Source organism: Bacillus cereus (assembly GCF_025917685.1).
Lineage (GTDB): Bacteria > Bacillota > Bacilli > Bacillales > Bacillaceae_G > Bacillus_A > Bacillus_A cereus_AT.
Window position 1 is genome coordinate 1,516,440 of the sequence record NZ_CP089518.1, and the last position, 19,434, is coordinate 1,535,873.

The following is a 19,434-nucleotide window of genomic DNA, read 5'->3' on the forward strand; positions in this document are numbered from 1 at the left end:
TCTCCTTTGTTAGAGGAGGGCTTTTTATTTGTATGAAGTTATAAATTGTGAGTTAAAATGGTAAATGAGAAAAAATTCGTAATATGTAATAATTAATAGGACAACATGTTATTAATTATTGTTTGATTATACATAAGAGGTGAATGCAAATGGGAAAAGTTACTTTAATTGCAACAGCGGCAATGGGTATTGAAGCATTAGTTGCCCGAGAAGTTCGCGATCTTGGTTATGAATGTGAAGTGGAAAATGGAAAGGTAACGTTTGAAGCGGATGAAAAAGCAATTTGTCGTACGAATTTATGGTTGCGTACTGCGGATCGTGTGAAAATTAAAGTCGGCGAATTTAAAGCGACGACATTCGATGAGTTATTTGAAAAAACAAAAGCGTTAAACTGGGGAGATTACATTCCAGAGAACGGAGAATTCCCTGTTATCGGAAAATCTCTGAAATCAACATTATTTAGTGTTTCAGATTGCCAACGTATTGTTAAAAAGGCTGTTGTTGAGAAATTAAAAACAACTTATAGACGTACAACTTGGTTTGAAGAAGATGGTCCTTTATTCCGTATTGAAATTGCAATGCTCAAGGATATTGCAACGTTAACAATTGATGCGAGTGGTGTGGGTCTTCATAAACGTGGATACCGTCTTGAACAAGGTGAAGCGCCTTTAAAAGAAACATTAGCTGCGTCTTTAATTAAGTTAACAAACTGGAAGCCTGATCGTCCGTTCGTTGATCCTTTCTGTGGATCTGGAACAATTCCAATTGAAGCGGCACTAATTGGACAAAATATCGCACCAGGATTTAATCGAGGCTTTGCGTCGGATGAATGGGACTGGGTTGGTAAACAAAACTGGCGTGAGGCTCGCCAAGAAGTTGAAGATATGGCAAACTATAATCAACCACTGCAGATCATTGGGTCAGATATCGATCATCGTATGATAAGAGTCGCTCAAGATAACGCAGAAGAAGTTGGATTAGGAGATCTTATATCATTTAAACAAATGCAAGTAAAAGATTTCACAACAAAAGAGGATTATGGCTATGTTGTAACGAATCCTCCATACGGAGAACGTTTAAGTGAAAGAGCGCTTGTTGAAAAATTATATAAAGAAATGGGAGAGGTATTCCGCCCATTAGATACGTGGTCAATGTATTTATTAACAAGTTATGAAGCATTTGAGAAGTGTTACGGAAAAGATGCATCGAAAAAGCGTAAACTGTTTAACGGTTTTATTCGTACAGACTACTACCAATACTTCGGAAAACGTCCACCGCGTAACTCATAGTATAAAACTCCTCCAGCACGCATATACTGGCTATTATGTAATGCGTAAAGGAGGAAGTGATATGGATAGTTTCCAATTATCAATGATTCAAAAAGCTATTCACCGTACGTATGATGAGATCGGAAAAGAAGTGGATAGTCAAGGTGCAATTGTAGATGAAATACAAAAAGCACAAGAAGAATATTTATCAGCTCTTTCACATGAAACAGCGATTGATAAACGGTATTTAAAGTCATTAATATAGAAAAAAATTTTCCTTTTTCGAAAGGGAAATTTTTTTTCGTGTATTTCTATGTATTGTAACAGGGGAAAGTAGCTGTATACATATGTGTAACAGCTGCTATATCTTTTTATAGAAAAACTGTTTGGTTGGAGGCTAAGGATGTTTACTGAGAAGAGATTACCATTTGAAGTAGGAAAACAAGATAATTTTTATGATAAGTTGAATGAGTGGATTGGAGATGTGTTTTACGACATCCTTCCGGAAAAAGGCTTTGAAGAGCGTGATGAACAAATTTTTATGGCATTTCAGTTAGAGCGCGCTTTCCAAGAGAAAAAGGTTATGTTCGCAGAAGCGGGAGTAGGAACAGGGAAAACAATTGTATATCTTCTATATGCAATTTGTTATGCACGTTATACTGGAAAGCCAGCTATTATCGCTTGTGCAGATGAAACGTTAATTGAGCAGCTTGTGAAAGAAGAAGGGGACATTGCTAAGTTATCTGAAGCATTGGGACTATCTGTTGATGTAAGACTTGCGAAATCAATGGATAATTATTTATGTTTACGAAAACTAGAAGATGTTATGAGTGGACGTGCTCCAGAAGTAATTGAAGACGTATATTATGAATTACCACAGTTTGTATTTGATCATGGTACGATGCAAAACTTTACTCACTATGGTGACAGGAAAGAATTTCCGCTTTTAAATGATGAGGAATGGTCAAAAGTAAATTGGGATTACTTCCAAGATTGCTTCACTTGTGATTCTCGTCATCGTTGTGGACAAACTCTTTCTCGTGAACATTATCGTAAAGCGGCAGATTTAATCATTTGCTCCCAAGACTTCTATATGGATCATATTTGGACGTACGATGCTCGTAAACGTGAAGGACAAATCCCATTACTGCCTGAAAGTAGCTGCGTTGTGTTTGATGAAGGACATCTTGTAGAGTATGCAGCTCAAAAAGCTTTAACATATCGTTTAAAGCAAACGATGATGGAGCAACTTTTAACGAGATTGTTACAAAATGATATTCGTGAAGAGTTTGCACATTTAGTGGAAGAAACAATTTGGCAAACAGAGCGATTCTTTGATGTGTTACAAGAGAATAAAAAGGAAATTGCCGGTTCTGATCGTTTAGAAATTACTGTGACAGAAAAGGTAACTGCAGAGGCGAATAGACTTTACGCAAAAATCGGTGAAGTCGGTGACGCATTAGTATTTGAAAGTGAAATGCATACAGTAAACACATATGACTTAAATATCGTTGATGAACATTTAGATGTATTAGAACATTCACTTCGTCTGTTCATGCATGAGAAAAATGTAATTACATGGGGTGAAGAAGGTGATGGAGCCTTCACGTTAGTGATTATGCCACGTGCAGTAGAAGAAGTATTACAAGAGAAAGTATTCTCGAAGAAAATCCCGTATATTTTCTCGTCTGCTACATTATCTAATAACGATTCATTCGCATTTACAGCAAATAGCCTAGGGGTAAAAGATTACTTATCATTCTCAGTTGCCTCACCGTTTGATTATGAGGAGCAAATGGCAGTAAACTTACTATCGCATACGAAAGAAAATGAATGGGAAAGAAAGTGTCAATATACACTTGAAAATATACAGAAAACAAATGGACGTACACTTGTATTATTCCGTACAACACAAGAACTTGCAGCGTTTAAAGAATATGTAAGTAAAGAACAAATGTCCGTTCCGTTCCTATATGAAGGGGATCAAGAAATTAGTCAGCTCGTTTCTCGTTTCCAAAATGAAGAAGAGACTGTACTTTGTGCCGTTCATTTATGGGAAGGTTTAGATATTCCTGGTTCATCATTATCACATGTTATCATTTGGTCATTACCATTCCCTCCAAACGACCCTGTGTTTGAAGCGAAGCGTAAACATGTGAATGATCCATTCTGGGATGTAGATGTGCCTTATATGATTTTACGTCTTCGCCAAGGAATTGGGCGTTTAATTCGTACGAGCGACGATAAAGGTGTTATATCAATCTTCTTATCTGATACAGAAGATGAGAAAGTGATTGCAGCAGTGAAAAATGCACTACCAGTAGAAGCTAAAGAATTATAAGGAAAAAGCTTGGCGCTTGCCAAGCTTTTTTTCTATTATAAAAGGAATTTAGATTTCCATGTCGAATTAAGTTTGAGGTAGAAAAGGGAGGTTTTTATACGATGACAGTTGCTACATATGAAGTAGAAAAACAATTTTTAACATATGTGAAGAAGATTCAGAATTACGGAGAAGCATTAAGCTTAATGTTTTGGGATTTAAGAACAGGGGCACCAAAAAAAGGTGTGGATCAGCGTTCAGAAGTAATTGGTATGCTTTCGTCAGAAGTGTTTGTTATGTCGACTTCAGATGAGATGGGAAACTATTTAACGGAGTTAGAAGCTTTAATACGTGAAGATAAACTTTCTGAAACGACAAAGAAAATGGCTGAAGAGTGTCGTACAGAATATGATAGAAATAAGAAAATTCCACAAGCTGAATATGAAGCGTATGTGAAATTAGAAGCGAAAGCGGAAAGTGTGTGGGAAGAAGCTCGCGAAAAATCTGATTTCGAAATGTTCCGTCCGTATTTAGAGAAAATTGTTGAATTCAAAAAGAAATTTATTACATATTGGGGTTACGAAACATATAAATATAATACACTATTAGACATGTATGAGCCAGGAATCACAGTAGAAGTATTAGATCATGTATTTGGTCAATTGCGTGAGCGTATCGTTCCGCTTGTAAAAGAAATCTCTGAGTCTAAAAAAGGATTAAAAACAAGTGCTTTATCGGAACAATTTTCAAAAGAAAAACAAAAGAACTTTACATTAGAACTATTAAAGCAATTGAATTATGACTTTGAAGCAGGTCGTCTTGATGAAACAGTACATCCTTTCGAAATTACCTTAAATAGAGGGGATGTTCGTATTACGACACGCTATGATGAAAAAGATTTCCGTATGGCTGTGTTTGGAACAATTCATGAATGTGGTCATGCAGTATATGAACAAAACATTGCAGAACAATTTGAGGGTACACCGCTTTGCAGTGGTACATCTATGGGTATTCACGAATCACAATCATTATTCTTTGAGAACTTTATCGGCCGTAATAAATCATTCTGGAAGAAAAATTATGATTTATTAAAAGAGTATAGCGATGGTCAATTTGATGATATGTCAGTCGATGAGTTTTATGATGCAATTAACGAATCGAAGCCGTCATTCATTCGTATAGAAGCAGATGAGCTTACATACCCGCTTCATGTTATGGTTCGTTATGAGCTTGAGAAAGAATTATTTGATGGCACATTACAAGTGAAGGACTTACCAGCAGCTTGGAATGATAAGATGGAAGCATATTTAGGAATTCGTCCAGAAAATGATGCACAAGGTGTATTGCAAGATGTGCACTGGGCTGGCGGCTCATTTGGCTATTTCCCATCTTATGCACTTGGTTATATGTACGCAGCACAATTTAAACAAAGAATGCTAAAAGATATTCCGAACTTCGATGCATTACTAGAAGAAGGGAATGTGACACCAATTCGTGAATGGTTAACAAAAAACATTCACCAATATGGTAAAACGAAAAAGCCACTTGAAATTTTAAAAGATGTAACAGGTGAAGGGTTAAATGCGAACTACTTAGCTGATTATTTAGAAGCTAAATATAAAGAGATTTATGAGTTATAAAACAGGAGCTGCTTAATTGCAGCTCTTTTTTATGAGGGAGTGAGAGAAATGGGCTATATGTTTACAGTAATGTCGCAAACGGAAGCGGAAGAAATTGCATACAACTGGCATTATGAAGGGGAGTATTCTTTTTATGATATAGAGGCAGATCAAGAAGATTTAGCTGAATTTTTACATGATGAGAGTAGAGGGGACGACACATTTGCTGTGAAGGACAATGGTACTCTTATTGGCTTTTTTAGCTTTTGCAGAATGAATAGTCGAACGGTTGATATCGGACTAGGAATGAGACCTAATATAACTGGAAATGGATTCGGTTTAAAGTTCGTAAAAGCTGGACTAGATTTTAGTGAAGAAAAATATGGTTGTAACTATATAACACTATCAGTAGCGACATTTAATGAAAGAGCAATTACAGTGTATAAAAGAGCAGGGTTTGAAGCGGTTGGGACGTTTATACAGAAAACAAATGGTAGTTGTTTTGAGTTTTTGAAAATGAATTATATATGTAAAAATGATTAAGAAACAGTAGGGACCCTTCTGTTTTTTATTTGATTTTGAAATTTTGGAAGAGGATGTGTATGATAGAATTTTAGTAGCAAATAGTAGGTTTAGCGAGGAAAGGTAGAGGTAGTATGATTACAATTAAAACGAAAAATGAAATACATTTGATGCACGAATCTGGAAAGTTACTTGCTTCATGTCATAGAGAAATTGCGAAAATGATAAAACCAGGTATAACGACACAAGAGATTGATACGTTTGTTGAAATGTATTTAAAAAAGCATGGTGCAACGTCTGAACAGAAAGGTTACAACGGGTATCCCTATGCGATATGTGCATCTGTAAACGACGAAATGTGTCACGGGTTTCCGGCCGATGTTCCTTTAAATGAGGGAGATATTGTGACAATTGATATGGTAGTAAACTTAAATGGTGCACTTTCAGATTCTGCATGGACTTATATGGTGGGGGATATTTCTGCTGAAGCCAAAAGTTTATTGTTAGTAGCAGAGAGTGCTTTATATAAAGGGATTGATCAGGCGATAATGGGTAATCATGTAGGAGATATTGGTTATGCAATTGAAAGCTATGTATCTAATGAAGGTTTTTCTGTTGCAAGAGACTTTACGGGGCATGGGATTGGTAAAGAGATTCATGAAGAACCAGCAATTTTCCATTTTGGAAAGCCAGGACAAGGACCTCAGTTACAAGAAGGTATGGTAATTACAATTGAACCGATTGTAAATGTAGGTATGCGATATTCTAAAGTAGATTTAAATGGATGGACTGCACGAACGATGGACGGGAAATTATCAGCTCAATACGAGCATACAATTGCGATTACAAAAGATGGACCAGTCATTTTAACGAAGCTGTAATTGGGAATGAAAGAGTTTACAAAACTCGAACGAAAATAGTATTTTTAAAAAATTCGTACGTGTTTTTTCGATAAATGCTTTTCAAAGTACAAAAAGTACGTTATAATCCATCTATAAAATAAATAGTTAGCTACACTCATATAATCGCGGGGATATGGCCTGCAAGTTTCTACCGAAGTACCGTAAATACTTTGACTATGAGTGAGGACGAATATATTTGCTTGTTTAGCATTCTTTTTTTGCGAAACTCCAAAAGCGCGTCTCTCACTTGTAACGAGTGGTGGCGGCTTTTGGAGTTTTTTTATTGCATAAGAGGAGGAACAAACATGAAAGTATTACAAGAAAAGATTTTGAACGAAGGAAAGGTTTTATCTGGTGACGTATTAAAGGTAGATGCGTTTTTAAATCACCAAATTGATCCAGTACTTATGCAAGAAATCGGAAAAGAATTTGCTAAACGTTTTAAAGAAGATAATATTACAAAAATCGTGACGATTGAATCTTCAGGCATTGCACCAGCAGTTATGGCTGCATTAGAACTTGGTGTAAAAGTAGTTTTTGCAAGAAAGCGTAAATCGTTAACGTTACAAGATAATATGTACGTTGCAAACGTATATTCATTTACAAAACAAGAAACGAACGAGATTTCATTATCTCGAAATCATATCGATGAAAATGATCGTGTTTTAATTATCGATGACTTTTTAGCAAATGGTCAGGCTGCTTTAGGTTTAATGAGTTTAGTAGAGCAAGCTGGAGCAAGTATTGCAGGAATTGGAATTGTTATTGAAAAAGCATTTCAAGATGGAGGAAAGAAGCTTCGTGAACAAGGCGTTCGTGTTGAATCACTAGCAGAAATTGCATCACTTGATAACGGCACAGTTACATTTGTACAGCAAGAAACTGCGGAGGTGAAATAAACGATGAAGCAACATCCATTTAAAATCGCATCGCTTGGTATGCAGCATATGCTTGCGATGTATGCGGGCGCAATTATCGTTCCGCTTATTGTGGGCGGTGGACTTGGTTTAAATCAAAAAGAGTTAACATATTTAGTCTCAATTGATTTATTAATGTGCGGCGTTGCGACAATTTTACAAGCATTATCAAATCGCTTTTTCGGTATTGGACTTCCCGTTGTACTTGGTTGTACATTTACAGCTGTTGGACCGATGATTGCAATTGGAAAACAATACGGTGTGTCTTCTATTTACGGAGCGATTATTGCTGCTGGATTATTCGTTGTTATTTTTGCAAAGCTATTCGGGAAACTTGTAAAACTTTTCCCACCTGTTGTAACAGGATCTGTTGTTACAGTAATTGGAGTTACACTTGTTCCAGCCGCTATTAATGATATGGCTGGAGGAGTAGGCAGCAAAGATTTCGGTAGTCTTGAGAACTTAGCGTTAGCATTTGGTGTATTATTATTTATCATCGTTATGTATCGTTTCTTTGATGGTTTTATTCGTTCAATTTCTATTTTACTAGGTCTATTGTTCGGTACAATCGTTGCAGCTTTTATGGGGAAAGTAAGTTTGCAAGCTGTTGGAGAGGCGGATTGGTTCCACGGTATTCAACCATTTTACTTCGGTACTCCAACATTTGAATTAACACCAATTATTACGATGATTCTCGTTGCTTGTGTAGGGATTGTAGAAGCAACAGGTGTATACTTTGCATTATCTGATATTTGTAATAAAAAGATTGGTGAAAAAGAATTAACAAAAGGGTATCGTGCAGAAGGATTAGCGATGGTATTAGGTGGTATTTTCAACGCATTCCCATATACAACATACTCTCAAAACGTAGGGCTTGTTCAATTAACTGGAGTAAGAAATCGCGTTATTATTTATACTTGCGGTGGTATGTTAATCGTTCTTGGATTTATTCCTAAAATTGCAGCCATTACAACAATTATTCCGAAATCAGTACTTGGCGGTGCGATGTTAGCAATGTTCGGTATGGTTATGGCATATGGTATTAAAATGTTAAGTAGTGTTGATTTTGGAAGACAGGAAAACTTATTGATTGTTGCATGTTCTGTCGGAATCGGGCTTGGAGTTACAGTTGTTCCAACGTTATTCTCACAGCTTCCTGAAAATATTCGTATTTTAACGGATAACGGAATAGTTCTAGGAAGTGCGTCAGCAGTACTTTTAAATATCGTATTCAATATGGTGCCGCAGCGTAAAGTGAAAGTAAAAGAAGAGCCTGTTTCGATGCAAAGTGCGGTAAGAGAAGCGTAAAAAAGCAAGGTCTCATTATGAGACCTTGCTTTTCTTTTTAAGTGGCATCATTTTCCCGTACGTACCAAGGCGCCAAATGTACTCAAGTGGCCCGTATTGGTAATGAGAAAGCCACCAGCGGCTAATAAAGATTTGTAACGTGTAGAAGCCGATGCAAAATAGTGGTCCTACCCATAATGGAGCAGGATAATAATTTTTGAGCAATAGACCAAATACAAGTAATGTAACAATTGTATGTGAAAGGTAGTTTGTTAACGCCATTCGCCCAACGTACTGGAACGGACGTAATAATGTTTGCCATCTTTCTTGTTGTAATAAACGCATAAGCGTGAAAATGTAGAAGATGAATAATGTTTTCCCGCTAAACATTGTAAAGGCCTGCATATAAAATGGTTCATAAGATGGTTTTGATAAGAAGTAACGGACCATGAAGAACCACATTGGTAGTGTCAAAATGAACATAATGATTTGCCATTTTTTAAGCTTTGGATCTAACTCTTTCGTGCGGCGGAAAATATCTTTTTTGCCGGCGTATAAACCAAGTAAAAATAGTCCAACTGTTTCTGGGAGCATGAATATATTTAGTCCAATTCCTTCAGAATAAAATGCATGGAAACGATTTTGTATTTGTGACACCCAGTCTTCAAGTGGCATGATTGGTAAGGAAAACCCTAACTCTGCCTTTGGTACTAAGGCAACCACTATACTAGCGATTAGCATGAAAAATTGAAAAATACTTAGTAAAACTAATGCCCATATTAAAATAGTACGAGGCTCTCTCTTATAAAATAAGAATAAGAAAAACCCAGTGATTGCATAAGTATGTAAGATGTCCCCGTCCCATAAAAGAACATAATGCAAGAAACCAAATAATAATAAAATGAGAAGACGGCGAACAAATAAAGTTTTTGGACGATCTGTTTTCGCCTCAGCCCGACTCATAAAGATGTAAAAACCTAATCCGAATAAAAATGAGAAAATGGTATAAAACTTCGTTTGAATAAACATGTCAAAAAACAAGCGAATATAGCTGTCTAACCCCTCATAAACGCCTGAAATGTCTCGAGAATCAACACCAGCGATAATTGGCCAGTTAACAAGAAAAATACCTAGTACAGCTATTCCTCTAATGATATCGATGGAGTGTATCCTCTCGCCTTGTGTAAGATTTTGTGTCATTTTTTCCCTCCTTGTTAAGTAATTCCCTTTTATTATACAAAATGTAAGATAGAGGGTATAGGGTATATTTCCAATTTTTTTAACTGTTAAGTTATGTAGGATGAGATATAATAAGAGTGCACAACAAGTTTTAAACTTCTTTAAAACAGGCAGTAAAGCTCCTTTTCCCGAAGGAGCTTTCTTTTTTAGAAATTTGTTGATAATGATTCTCTTTAATGATAAAATGTATTCAAAAGTGATAATCATTATCAAAAAAAGGTTGGTGTGTTAATATGGTGTATGCACTTGTTGCAGGAACGATTGCTATATATGTTGGTGTTACAAAGTATGTATTAAATGGAGTAGGAACAATAAAATGAATAATATTACATAAAATCCCTTTCATTTGTAAAAAGAATGAAAGGGATTTTTTTATTTTTAATGAGAATATGCTGAAAATTTAGTATGATAGTAAAGTGAAACTGTAATCATTGGGATGCCCAGTCCTAAATGATTATTGTCACACAAATAGCGGGATAAAGTATATACATCTTGGATAAAGGGGAACAAGGGGATGACAAACATAGTACAGACAAACGGTATGAAAAAACTTGTTTGTTTTTATGAAGAGTGGCAAAAACATGGAGATGCAGAGAATAGTTTGAAGTTGTTTGAAGTGATTCAAAAATATAAACAAGAACAGCTTATGATAGCTTTTTGTGGTCATTTTTCGGCAGGGAAATCGACAATGATGAATCATCTATATAAAGCGCAATTACTACCGACAAGTCCAATTCCAACGAGTGCTAATGTCGTTAAAATTGAAAAAGGTTCTGATCGCGTTGTTGTTACGATTAAGTCTGGAGAACAGTATGAATATGACGGCGCATATTCAGCGGAAGAATTAAAACAAATATGTAAAGACGGTGATGAAGTAATTGGTGTTCATATTTATCGAAATGATGCACCAATTCCTGACGGAGTTATGTTAGTTGATACGCCAGGAATTGATTCTACAGATGATGCTCACCAATTAGCAACAGAATCAACACTGCATCTTGCAGATGTTATTTTTTACATGATGGATTATAACCATGTCCAATCAGAAGTAAACTTACAATTTGTTAAAGAATTGAAACAACGTAATAAAACGGTTTATCTCGTTGTAAACCAAATAGATAAACATAAAGAAAATGAACTATCTTTTGAGGAGTATAAAGAAAGTGTAAAACAATCTTTTGCTAACTGGGATATTGAAGTAGATGGTATTTTCTATACATCACTGCGAATGATGAATCATCCATACAATGAGATTCAAAGTTTAGAAGTACTAATCTCTTCTATCATGAAAGAAAAAGAGCAGTATGTAAGTAAGGGAATGGAGCGAGAAACAGAATATTTACTGCAAGAACATTTCTCATTTATTCTTTCTGAAAATGAAAAACAGCTTATAAAATATGAGGAAGAATTAGTCTCACCACTGTCGATTTCAGAGATTGTTGAAAAGAAGGAAGAGTTAATTGAAAATAAAAATCGAGCATCGAGTAAAGAATCTGATGTAAGAAATGAATTTATTAAAGGTTTACAAGCTATATTAGATAACGCGTATTTAATGCCATTTGAAATGAGAGAATTGGCAAATGAGTATTTAGAAACGAAATTAACGAAATTTAAAGTTGGTTTGCTATTTGCGAAGGGAAAGACGGAGCAAGAAAAACAGAGACGTGTAGATGCTTTTCATTCCGCCCTTCAAAAGACTGTTGAAACGCAACTTGATTTTCATGTGAAAGAATTCATTGTAACCTTCTTAAAAGAAGAGGGATTATTTACAGAGGAAATCGGGAAGGACATATATGCTCTAGAAATTGCTTTCGGGCCAGAATTATTGGCTGAAACAATTAAACAAGGGGCTGGCTTTACCGGTGATTACTTACTTCTATATACAGCTGATGTTGCAAATGAGTTGAAAAAAAGATATTTTATGAAATCTCAGCAAATCTTTGGGAAAAGTACGGGTACATTGCAGAAAAAAGCGAAGATAGAAGTTGCTCGTATTGAAGAAGAGATTGAAAAATACACGATGTTACAAACAGCAAAAGAAACGAAATTACAATACATTAAGGCGTATGAGGAATATGAGAGCTATTTAGGAGATGTTTGGAATGAACATATTTCTATACCAGATGGATTGCGAATAGACGAAATATTACAAAGTGAAAAACAAATTGTTAGTGAGAAGTTTACGCTACAAGAGCAAGAAATCGTAAATGATAACGAAATGGCTAGTGAAGAAGAAATTAAAGGGACGGCAGCTTTAAATATTCAGCGTATATTAGAAAAAGTGAAGAAAGCTGAAACAATATTAGATCCATTGCCTACACTGAAACATTTACAGCAAGAAGTAGTTGGAAAAAGACAGCGTGTAGAAACGAAGCAATTTACAGTAGCATTATTTGGAGCTTTTAGTGCTGGGAAATCATCATTTGCTAACGCATTGCTCGGTGAAAAGGTGCTTCCTGTATCACCAAACCCAACGACAGCAACGATTAATCAAATTTTGCCGGTTACAGAGGAAAAACCACACGGAACAGTGATTGTTCAGTTTAAATCAAAGCAAGCACTATTAGAAGATGTGAAAGCTGTTTATAAGCTGTTTCATTATGAGATTACTACGTTAGATGAAGCGTTAACGCAAATTGATAAAATTATGAAATATCCTTCACCGAGCGGGAAGCAAAAAACAACATTTAGCTTTTTACGAGCGGTACAAAAAGGATATGAGGCAGTTGCCGCTCATTTAGGGGAACAAGTACAAGTAACGTTAGAAGAATTCTCTGATTATGTAGCTAATGAAGAAAAATCATGCTTTGTTGAGTATATGGAGCTTTATTACGATTGTGCTTTAACAAGACAAGGAGTAGCTCTTGTAGATACACCAGGAGCTGATTCTATTAACGCCCGCCATACGGATGTTGCATTCCAGTATATTAAAAATGCGGATGCTATTTTATTCGTAACATACTATAATCATGTTTTCTCTCGTGCAGATCGTGAATTTTTAATTCAGCTCGGTCGTGTAAAGGATACGTTTGCGCTTGATAAAATGTTCTTCTTAATTAATGCGGCCGATTTAGCAGAGTCTGAAGAAGAACTTGAAATGGTAAAAGGTTATATTGCAGATCAGCTCTTGCAATATGGTATTAGAAATCCACGTTTATTTGCAATTTCAAGTTTATGTGCGCTTGAGGAAAAACAAGGGGAAAGTATTGACAAAGAAAAGTATGGCGTTTTACAAAACTCTGGGATTGCTAAGTTTGAAGAATCATTTACATCCTTTATGATGAGGGATTTAATGCTTGTATCTGTGCATGCTTTATATGGTGCATTGCAAGGAGCAAATCAACTTCTAGTAAATATGATAAATGGCGCAAAGCAGGGAAATGATGAGAAAGCGAAGCAAACAAAAAAATATGAAGCAGAGCGTGATCAGCTACTTCATATTATTTCGTCATATAGTGTGCTGGCTGAAGAACAAGCAATGCAAAATGAAGTGAAAGAATTGCTTTATTACGTACAACAACGCTTATTCCTGCGCTATAACGATGTGTTTACTGAATTTATTAATCCAGCATCACTTCGAACAGAGGGGAATGTAAAAACGCAGTTGCAACAGTGTGTAATGGAATTAGTTTCATTTATTCAACATGATTTATTACAAGAAATGCGTGCAACATCATTACGCCTTGAAAGATGGATAGATGAAGCGATGAAGCGTGCAAAGGATGAAATTGTTGTGAACTGCAAAGGAGAAAATGAATCGATTTCTCTGGGCGGAACAGTAGATTATGAATATAAAGTTATTACACATAAAGAGCCATTTCCTTCAATAGAAATAAAAGATTTCAAAAAGGCACTAGCGCATTTTAAAAATGAGAAAAGCTTTTTTGAAAAAAATGATAAAGCTTTTATGCAAGAAGACGCTAAAGGAGTACTAGAACCTTTCGTATCAAACTATGTAGCTGATGAAGAAGATTTATTTGTTCATCATTATAAGCAAGAGTGGGATACAAAATGGAATTTATTCCAAAAAGTGATGCAGCAAGATGTTGAGAAATATTATGAAAGTATATTATTTGCTTTAGCTGAAACAATTGATGTGACACTATATGAGCAAAGTAAAGAAGAGCTTCAAAAGCAGTTAATAGAAATAGAAAAAGAAATTTATGTTATATAGTCGCTATGAAAAAAAGATTCGTTCAATTTTCTTTTGTAATACAGTATCTAAAGATTTTACGAACCCTGCGAATTCATCAGTAGAAATCATATGAGTAAGAACTAAGCGTCTGCCGTCTGGTGTTTCACCGCATAAGACGAATGAAGAAAACTCATATGTTTTGTTTTCGACTACTAATTTTGGATAGGAATATGTGTCGTTCTTCTTTTTCTTTCCATCAATGGAGATGACGTTGCATTTTTTCTCATTGTTGTCCATGGTGAATCCCTCCTTTCTATTACTTATGGTAGACAAGGAGGGTTTAGAACAATGGAGAAGGGGGAATTTTTATGGATGTTGTATTAGATCGTGTTTCTAAAGATAATGTGCCAAAGTCTTTACTTTTGCTTGCTGATCCAAGCGAGCGGCAAATCGCTACATATATACAGAGAGGAATGGTATATGTAGCTAAAGTAGAGGGGAAAGTGGTTGGTGTATATGTGTTGTTGGAAACAAGACCAAAGACGATGGAAATTATGAATATTGCGGTTGTAGAACATATGCAAGGGAGAGGTATTGGTAAGAACATGTTGCTGCATGCGATAGAAACAGCTAAAGGATATGGCATGTACAAGATTGAAATTGGGACAGGTAATTCTAGCGTTTCACAACTTGCGTTATATCAAAAATGTGGATTTCGTATTTTTTCTATTGATTTTGATTACTTTTCGAAGCATTATGAAGAAGAGATTATTGAAAATGGAATTGTATGCCGTGATATGATTCGGCTTGCAATGGAATTGAATCAGAACGTATAACTTATTTAGGGGGAAGAGAAGATGGAAGTACATAAAGCAATTACAGCACATTCTCGTAAACAAAATGAAAGTGTAAAAGCATGTTTACAATTAGATGCGCAGCGTGAAGCAGCTATTGAAGCAGCCGTATCTCTTGCGTCAAATGGGAAAGAATTTTCGGTTGATGTCATTAATGTTGTAACAAAGCAAATTAATGATCTTGCAAAAAATGGTGTTACACTACAGCGTAAATATGTTACAGAAGAAATGGTTATGGAGTATGTAAGTCGTTTGCAAGAGAAAGAAGGTCGTTAAAGATGATAGTTACAGTCGAATGGTTACGTGAGCATATAGAAGATGAGAACGTCCGTATAATCGATTGTCGTTTTGATTTAGCGAATCCTAATTGGGGTAGAGAAAAGTATGAGGAAGAACATATTCTTCATGCGTTATATTTTGATTTAAATTTAGATCTATCAAGTCCTGTAACAGAACATGGTGGCCGCCATCCGTTGCCAAATATTGAGGAGTTTGTAGACAAGCTTTCGCAAGCTGGTATTGATGAACATACGACAGTAATTGCGTATGACAGTCAAGCTGGTGCAAACGCCTCTCGTTTATGGTGGTTATTAAACTATGTAGGACATGAAAAAGTATATATATTAGATGCTGGACTTCCGGCTTGGAAAGAGAATGGATTACGTACAACGGCAGAAATTCCTGTTGTTGCACGAAAAACATTTAAAGCAAATATACAAGATCATATGCTTGTAACGATGGACACGGTCAAAGAGAATATTCATGCAGGTACAGATATTACGCTAATTGATTCTAGAGAGCCAAAACGTTATATTGGTGCTGAAGAACTCGTTGATTCGAAGGCAGGGCATATTCCAACAGCAGTAAACTATTTTTGGAAAGATGGAATTTTAGAATCAGGACGTTTTAAAAACAACGAGGAACAGCAAGGACGTTTCCAAAATCTCGATAAAGAGAAGGAAACAATTGTATATTGTGGTTCTGGCGTTACAGCGTGTCCAAATATAGTTGCATTAAAATTAGCTGGTTTTCAAAATGTTAAATTGTATGCAGGTAGCTGGAGTGATTGGATTTCTTATCCAGAAAATCAAATTGAAAAAGAAGAAGATTAATCACTTGCATGCAAAAATAATTTGTATTAAAATAAGGTCACAAGCAAGAGATTGCTTCAAAAATAATATATTTTACACATTGGAAACAATGTGATAATATAACGACAAGTGAATAATACATCCTGCGGTGTACGTAACTTATTTATGTCTAAAACCGATGTTAGTTATACGGAAGCTCAATATTTAGCGACCATCATCAAGCCTTCCTTGTGGAGGAAGATGTACGGTAACTGTGAGGGCATCCACCTGCGAGTAGCGGGTTTTTGGACATTTACGAGGAGCGGCACGTGCGGGGGTCTTATTTCAACTAACATTATATAAAATTCCTACGGTGTACGTAGCTTGTGTATGTCTTAAACCAATAAGTATAATACGGAAGTTCAATATTTAAATGTAGATAGCAGGCCATCTTTTTAAGAAGGAAGCTACGAACATTTGTGAGAACATCCACCTGTGAGAGCAGGTTTATGGACATCTATAGATAACGGCATATGTGGGGCTATATAAAAACCTTACGTTTTATACGTAAGGTTTTTTTGTTGAATAAATATGTTCATATTATCTCGATTCACCGGTGAAATTCCCATAATAAATATAGCACTTGCGGTCTTCATCAATTTCTCTTGAATCTAGGGTGAATTCTAAATGCATTCCATCCCGTTGAATATATATAATATCTGAATGGAGGGACGGTAAGATTTCCTCGTAATTCCACACATCTTTACTTTCTATTATAATAGAATTCGTTTCCTTTAGCTCTCTAATTTCAAAACCTATGTGGGAGTATGTAGGATCTGAAGGGTCATTGGAAAACGCTTCTTTTTGAACATATATAACTGCTGCTCCGTCTGGATCTACTGAAGTGGCAGTAACAATATACGTATTGCTATCTTTTATAAAATATTCACAAGTCATTCGTGCGACGATTTCAGAGATAGAAATGTTTGTGTAGTTCCATAAAGCAGGATATAGCTTAGTTTCATCATGGAGTCGATATTCTAATCGCATTTTATCCCTCTTCTTCCTTTTTCTTCTACTTTATCATGGCTTCTTATATAATAGAAATATAATTTATAAAGGGGAGTGCAAAGGTGACAAAAACAAAATGGTTAGTAGGCGGTGTCTTAACGTCTCTAATGACAGGCACTTTATTTGGCTGCGCGCAAGATATTCCCCCAAAGCCGAATGATAATAGTTGTTCTGATTGGGATTGGGATGATGAACTGGGTGTATGGCAGTGTGAAGATAGTAGTTCTGGTTATAGAGGACATTACTTTTATGGTGGTAAATACTATCAAAATAAATCCACTTTCAAAAATTCATCAGAGTTTAAATCTTATCAATCTTCGTCAGAATTTAAAGGTGGAATTGGAAGCGGTTCAAAGGGTGGATTTGGAGGCTAAAATATGTCGCAATACATAAAGAGACGAAAAGAATTTTATTCGAATTATCCAAATTTCTGGTCGGATTTATATGAAAGTGAGTATAGTTTGTTTCATGTTTTTCCAATAACAGAGCAAACTATGAAACAGTTGCAAGTAGCGACTGAACGAATGGGGGAAATATTTTTTAAGACTGCTAGAATTCTTCGGAGTTTATCTGACGAGCAGCTGCTAGAATTTGGTTTTCCACCTACAAGCTTGCCTTTTATTAGGTTGAAAGGACTGTATCCTGAATCTGTTATTTCACGATTTGATTTTGCCTTAACAGATGATAATTGTATTAAAATGCTTGAGTTTAATAGTGATACACCAACTTTTATTGTAGAATGCTTTCAAATGAATGGGAAAGTTTGTGAAGAACTAGGCTATGATAACCCAAATGTAAATGACGAGCGTTTACTGTCTTCTGGTATTACAAAGGCTGTAATGGAAGCAACAAAAGGGATAGAGACTCCAAATGTCGTTTTTACCTCTCATCATGAACATATAGAAGATTGGAATACGACTATGTATTTGAGTCAGTTATGTCGAGTTGAAAATAAAGTGATGCCAATGTCGGAGCTTAGAATTACTGATGATGCTTTAGTAGATGGAGATGGTGTACGAATCGATGTTTTGTATCGTCAAACATATCCGATTGAAGATTTGATTGAAGATCAAGATCCGGAAACAGGGGATTTGGTAGGAGTGGAACTTTTGCAACTTGTGAAAGAAGGAAAGCTTTTTATTATAAATCCTATATCAGCTTTTTTACTTCAACCTAAATCAATTCAATGTCTTATTTGGGGACTAGCAGAAGAAGGTGCTTTTTACACAAGTGAGGAACAACAGTGGATTAAAGAATACATGTTACCTACATATTTAGAGCCGGATTTATTTTTGGAAAAGAATTCTTTCGTTCAAAAACCTTCGTTTGGTAGGGAAGGGGATACGATTACGATTCGTGATAAAGACGCAAGTATTATAATTCGAAATGTGCATGAAACATATAAAACGTCACTACCGATATTTCAAGAATATACAGAGCTTCCAGTAGTTGTTCTGGAAACTGAAAAAGGGATTGAAGAGCTCTCATATGTATTTGGGGCGTTTTTAATTGCTGGAAAAGCGAGCGGTATCGGTATACGTGCTGGAGGAAAAATTACAGGGAATGAATCTTATTATTTACCGGTAGGTATTAAGAAGGGGGAAAATAAATGATTAATTTTTTACTATATTTAGGAGTATCACTTGCACTGTTATCTATCGGCCTTTTTCTTATGGAAGTAACAACGAAAGTGAAAGAGTTCAAGTTAATGGCTCAAGGAAACAAAGCGGTAAGCTATGTACTTGGAGGAAGAGTACTTGGGCTAGCTATCGTTTTATATTCAACAGCTGCTAATTCTATTTCACTTTTGGATATGGTTTCGTGGGGAGCAGTTGGGATATTAGCACAGATTGTTGTATTTTATTTAGCAGAATGGCTTACACCACGTTTTAACATTAATGAAAGCCTCGAAGAAGATAATCAAGCAGTCGGTCTATTCCTTATGTTTTTATCACTTTCAATCGGAGTTGTAATTGCTGGTTGTGTAACATATTAAAACCCTTACGTTTTAACGTAAGGATTTTATTTTTTATGTGCTAATTTTTTGCAATATATGTTCAAATAATTTATCCCGCTATTTGTGGGCAGTAAAACTTCTACTTCAAAATTCAGCTGGAGCAAAGAAGTTAGTTGGGAGATTAACTGCCCGTAAAAGCTCGATTGGAGAGGGCTAATAATCAGTGGGGGATGAACAAAACTCCCACTGATTAAAGTTTCACTTTATGTAGTC

18 protein-coding genes, 2 other RNA genes and 1 riboswitch are annotated in these 19,434 nt (G+C 35.7%); of the genes, 17 read left to right on the forward strand and 3 right to left on the reverse strand.

Annotated features, from left to right (window positions below):
- Positions 1-149 precede the first annotated feature (149 nt).
- The 8 genes from LUS72_RS07870 (at position 150) to pbuX (ending at position 8,856) form a co-directional block, all read left to right on the forward strand.
- A complete protein-coding gene (locus LUS72_RS07870; RefSeq protein WP_097831696.1) occupies positions 150-1,289 on the forward strand; it encodes a THUMP domain-containing class I SAM-dependent RNA methyltransferase in 1,140 nt (379 codons plus the stop codon).
- Positions 1,290-1,350: 61 nt separating this feature from the next.
- Positions 1,351-1,533: a DUF3921 domain-containing protein gene (locus LUS72_RS07875; RefSeq protein WP_000376887.1), complete on the forward strand. Its 183-nt coding sequence runs from the start codon at positions 1,351-1,353 to the stop codon at positions 1,531-1,533.
- A 138-nt stretch (positions 1,534-1,671) separates the two neighbouring features.
- Positions 1,672-3,609: an ATP-dependent DNA helicase gene (locus LUS72_RS07880; protein WP_097831695.1), complete on the forward strand. Its 1,938-nt coding sequence runs from the start codon at positions 1,672-1,674 to the stop codon at positions 3,607-3,609.
- Between the two features lie 101 nt (positions 3,610-3,710).
- Positions 3,711-5,228, forward strand: coding sequence for a carboxypeptidase (gene ypwA, locus LUS72_RS07885; RefSeq protein ID WP_264448756.1), 1,518 nt, complete (start codon positions 3,711-3,713; stop codon positions 5,226-5,228).
- A 48-nt stretch (positions 5,229-5,276) separates the two neighbouring features.
- Positions 5,277-5,750: a GNAT family N-acetyltransferase gene (locus tag LUS72_RS07890; RefSeq protein ID WP_097831693.1), complete on the forward strand. Its 474-nt coding sequence runs from the start codon at positions 5,277-5,279 to the stop codon at positions 5,748-5,750.
- Between the two features lie 113 nt (positions 5,751-5,863).
- Positions 5,864-6,610 carry a type I methionyl aminopeptidase gene (locus tag LUS72_RS07895; protein ID WP_097831692.1) on the forward strand — a complete coding sequence of 249 codons (747 nt, stop codon included), beginning with the start codon at positions 5,864-5,866 and terminating at the stop codon, positions 6,608-6,610.
- A 116-nt stretch (positions 6,611-6,726) separates the two neighbouring features.
- Positions 6,727-6,828: riboswitch (purine riboswitch) on the forward strand.
- A gap of 108 nt (positions 6,829-6,936) precedes the next feature.
- Positions 6,937-7,530 (forward strand): xanthine phosphoribosyltransferase, encoded by a 594-nt coding sequence (locus LUS72_RS07900; protein ID WP_097831691.1) that lies wholly within the window; start codon positions 6,937-6,939, stop codon positions 7,528-7,530.
- Between the two features lie 3 nt (positions 7,531-7,533).
- Positions 7,534-8,856: a xanthine permease PbuX gene (pbuX, locus tag LUS72_RS07905; RefSeq protein ID WP_097831690.1), complete on the forward strand. Its 1,323-nt coding sequence runs from the start codon at positions 7,534-7,536 to the stop codon at positions 8,854-8,856.
- Between the two features lie 15 nt (positions 8,857-8,871).
- On the opposite strand, the gene LUS72_RS07910 is transcribed toward pbuX, so the two are convergent.
- Positions 8,872-10,035 carry a DUF418 domain-containing protein gene (locus tag LUS72_RS07910; protein WP_097831852.1) on the reverse strand — a complete coding sequence of 388 codons (1,164 nt, stop codon included), beginning with the start codon at positions 10,033-10,035 and terminating at the stop codon, positions 8,872-8,874.
- 553 nt (positions 10,036-10,588) lie between these two features.
- On the opposite strand from LUS72_RS07910, the gene LUS72_RS07915 reads away from it, so the two are divergent.
- Positions 10,589-14,248, forward strand: a complete 3,660-nt coding sequence (locus LUS72_RS07915) for a dynamin family protein (RefSeq protein WP_264448759.1) — start codon at positions 10,589-10,591, stop codon at positions 14,246-14,248.
- A 3-nt stretch (positions 14,249-14,251) separates the two neighbouring features.
- On the opposite strand, the gene LUS72_RS07920 is transcribed toward LUS72_RS07915, so the two are convergent.
- Positions 14,252-14,506: a DUF3931 domain-containing protein gene (locus tag LUS72_RS07920; protein ID WP_097831688.1), complete on the reverse strand. Its 255-nt coding sequence runs from the start codon at positions 14,504-14,506 to the stop codon at positions 14,252-14,254.
- 71 nt (positions 14,507-14,577) lie between these two features.
- Between LUS72_RS07920 and LUS72_RS07925 the strand changes: the two genes are divergently transcribed.
- The 5 genes from LUS72_RS07925 (at position 14,578) to ssrS (LUS72_RS07945) (ending at position 16,679) form a co-directional block, all read left to right on the forward strand.
- Entirely contained in the window at positions 14,578-15,045 is a 468-nt protein-coding gene (locus tag LUS72_RS07925) for a GNAT family N-acetyltransferase (RefSeq protein WP_097831687.1), read from the forward strand.
- Between the two features lie 21 nt (positions 15,046-15,066).
- A complete protein-coding gene (locus LUS72_RS07930; RefSeq protein ID WP_000451820.1) occupies positions 15,067-15,339 on the forward strand; it encodes a YpbS family protein in 273 nt (90 codons plus the stop codon).
- A gap of 2 nt (positions 15,340-15,341) precedes the next feature.
- Positions 15,342-16,175: a sulfurtransferase gene (locus LUS72_RS07935; protein WP_097831686.1), complete on the forward strand. Its 834-nt coding sequence runs from the start codon at positions 15,342-15,344 to the stop codon at positions 16,173-16,175.
- Positions 16,176-16,291: 116 nt separating this feature from the next.
- Positions 16,292-16,474, forward strand: a non-coding RNA gene (gene ssrS / locus LUS72_RS07940) — 6S RNA.
- A 21-nt stretch (positions 16,475-16,495) separates the two neighbouring features.
- A non-coding RNA gene (gene ssrS, locus LUS72_RS07945) (6S RNA) lies at positions 16,496-16,679 on the forward strand.
- Between the two features lie 54 nt (positions 16,680-16,733).
- Here ssrS (LUS72_RS07945) and LUS72_RS07950 read toward each other — a convergent pair.
- Entirely contained in the window at positions 16,734-17,183 is a 450-nt protein-coding gene (locus tag LUS72_RS07950) for a hypothetical protein (RefSeq protein WP_097831685.1), read from the reverse strand.
- An 83-nt stretch (positions 17,184-17,266) separates the two neighbouring features.
- On the opposite strand from LUS72_RS07950, the gene LUS72_RS07955 reads away from it, so the two are divergent.
- The 3 genes from LUS72_RS07955 to LUS72_RS07965 are packed head-to-tail and all read left to right on the forward strand — an operon-like array spanning position 17,267 to position 19,200.
- Positions 17,267-17,578, forward strand: coding sequence for a hypothetical protein (locus tag LUS72_RS07955; protein ID WP_097831684.1), 312 nt, complete (start codon positions 17,267-17,269; stop codon positions 17,576-17,578).
- 3 nt (positions 17,579-17,581) lie between these two features.
- A complete protein-coding gene (locus tag LUS72_RS07960; protein WP_097831683.1) occupies positions 17,582-18,817 on the forward strand; it encodes a glutathionylspermidine synthase family protein in 1,236 nt (411 codons plus the stop codon).
- Positions 18,814-19,200, forward strand: a complete 387-nt coding sequence (locus LUS72_RS07965; RefSeq protein WP_097831682.1) for a DUF350 domain-containing protein — start codon at positions 18,814-18,816, stop codon at positions 19,198-19,200. Before LUS72_RS07960 ends, LUS72_RS07965 begins: the two co-directional genes overlap by 4 nt.
- Positions 19,201-19,434 lie beyond the last annotated feature (234 nt).

Coding starts and splice junctions, on each gene's coding strand:
- LUS72_RS07870 (WP_097831696.1), top strand. CDS start 150: ATGGGAAAAGTTACTTTAATTGCAACAGCGGCAATGGGTATTGAAGCA.
- LUS72_RS07875 (WP_000376887.1), top strand. CDS start 1,351: ATGGATAGTTTCCAATTATCAATGATTCAAAAAGCTATTCACCGTACG.
- LUS72_RS07880 (WP_097831695.1), top strand. CDS start 1,672: ATGTTTACTGAGAAGAGATTACCATTTGAAGTAGGAAAACAAGATAAT.
- ypwA (WP_264448756.1), top strand. CDS start 3,711: ATGACAGTTGCTACATATGAAGTAGAAAAACAATTTTTAACATATGTG.
- LUS72_RS07890 (WP_097831693.1), top strand. CDS start 5,277: ATGGGCTATATGTTTACAGTAATGTCGCAAACGGAAGCGGAAGAAATT.
- LUS72_RS07895 (WP_097831692.1), top strand. CDS start 5,864: ATGATTACAATTAAAACGAAAAATGAAATACATTTGATGCACGAATCT.
- LUS72_RS07900 (WP_097831691.1), top strand. CDS start 6,937: ATGAAAGTATTACAAGAAAAGATTTTGAACGAAGGAAAGGTTTTATCT.
- pbuX (WP_097831690.1), top strand. CDS start 7,534: ATGAAGCAACATCCATTTAAAATCGCATCGCTTGGTATGCAGCATATG.
- LUS72_RS07910 (WP_097831852.1), bottom strand. CDS start 10,035: ATGACACAAAATCTTACACAAGGCGAGAGGATACACTCCATCGATATC.
- LUS72_RS07915 (WP_264448759.1), top strand. CDS start 10,589: ATGACAAACATAGTACAGACAAACGGTATGAAAAAACTTGTTTGTTTT.
- LUS72_RS07920 (WP_097831688.1), bottom strand. CDS start 14,506: ATGGACAACAATGAGAAAAAATGCAACGTCATCTCCATTGATGGAAAG.
- LUS72_RS07925 (WP_097831687.1), top strand. CDS start 14,578: ATGGATGTTGTATTAGATCGTGTTTCTAAAGATAATGTGCCAAAGTCT.
- LUS72_RS07930 (WP_000451820.1), top strand. CDS start 15,067: ATGGAAGTACATAAAGCAATTACAGCACATTCTCGTAAACAAAATGAA.
- LUS72_RS07935 (WP_097831686.1), top strand. CDS start 15,342: ATGATAGTTACAGTCGAATGGTTACGTGAGCATATAGAAGATGAGAAC.
- LUS72_RS07950 (WP_097831685.1), bottom strand. CDS start 17,183: ATGCGATTAGAATATCGACTCCATGATGAAACTAAGCTATATCCTGCT.
- LUS72_RS07960 (WP_097831683.1), top strand. CDS start 17,582: ATGTCGCAATACATAAAGAGACGAAAAGAATTTTATTCGAATTATCCA.
- LUS72_RS07965 (WP_097831682.1), top strand. CDS start 18,814: ATGATTAATTTTTTACTATATTTAGGAGTATCACTTGCACTGTTATCT.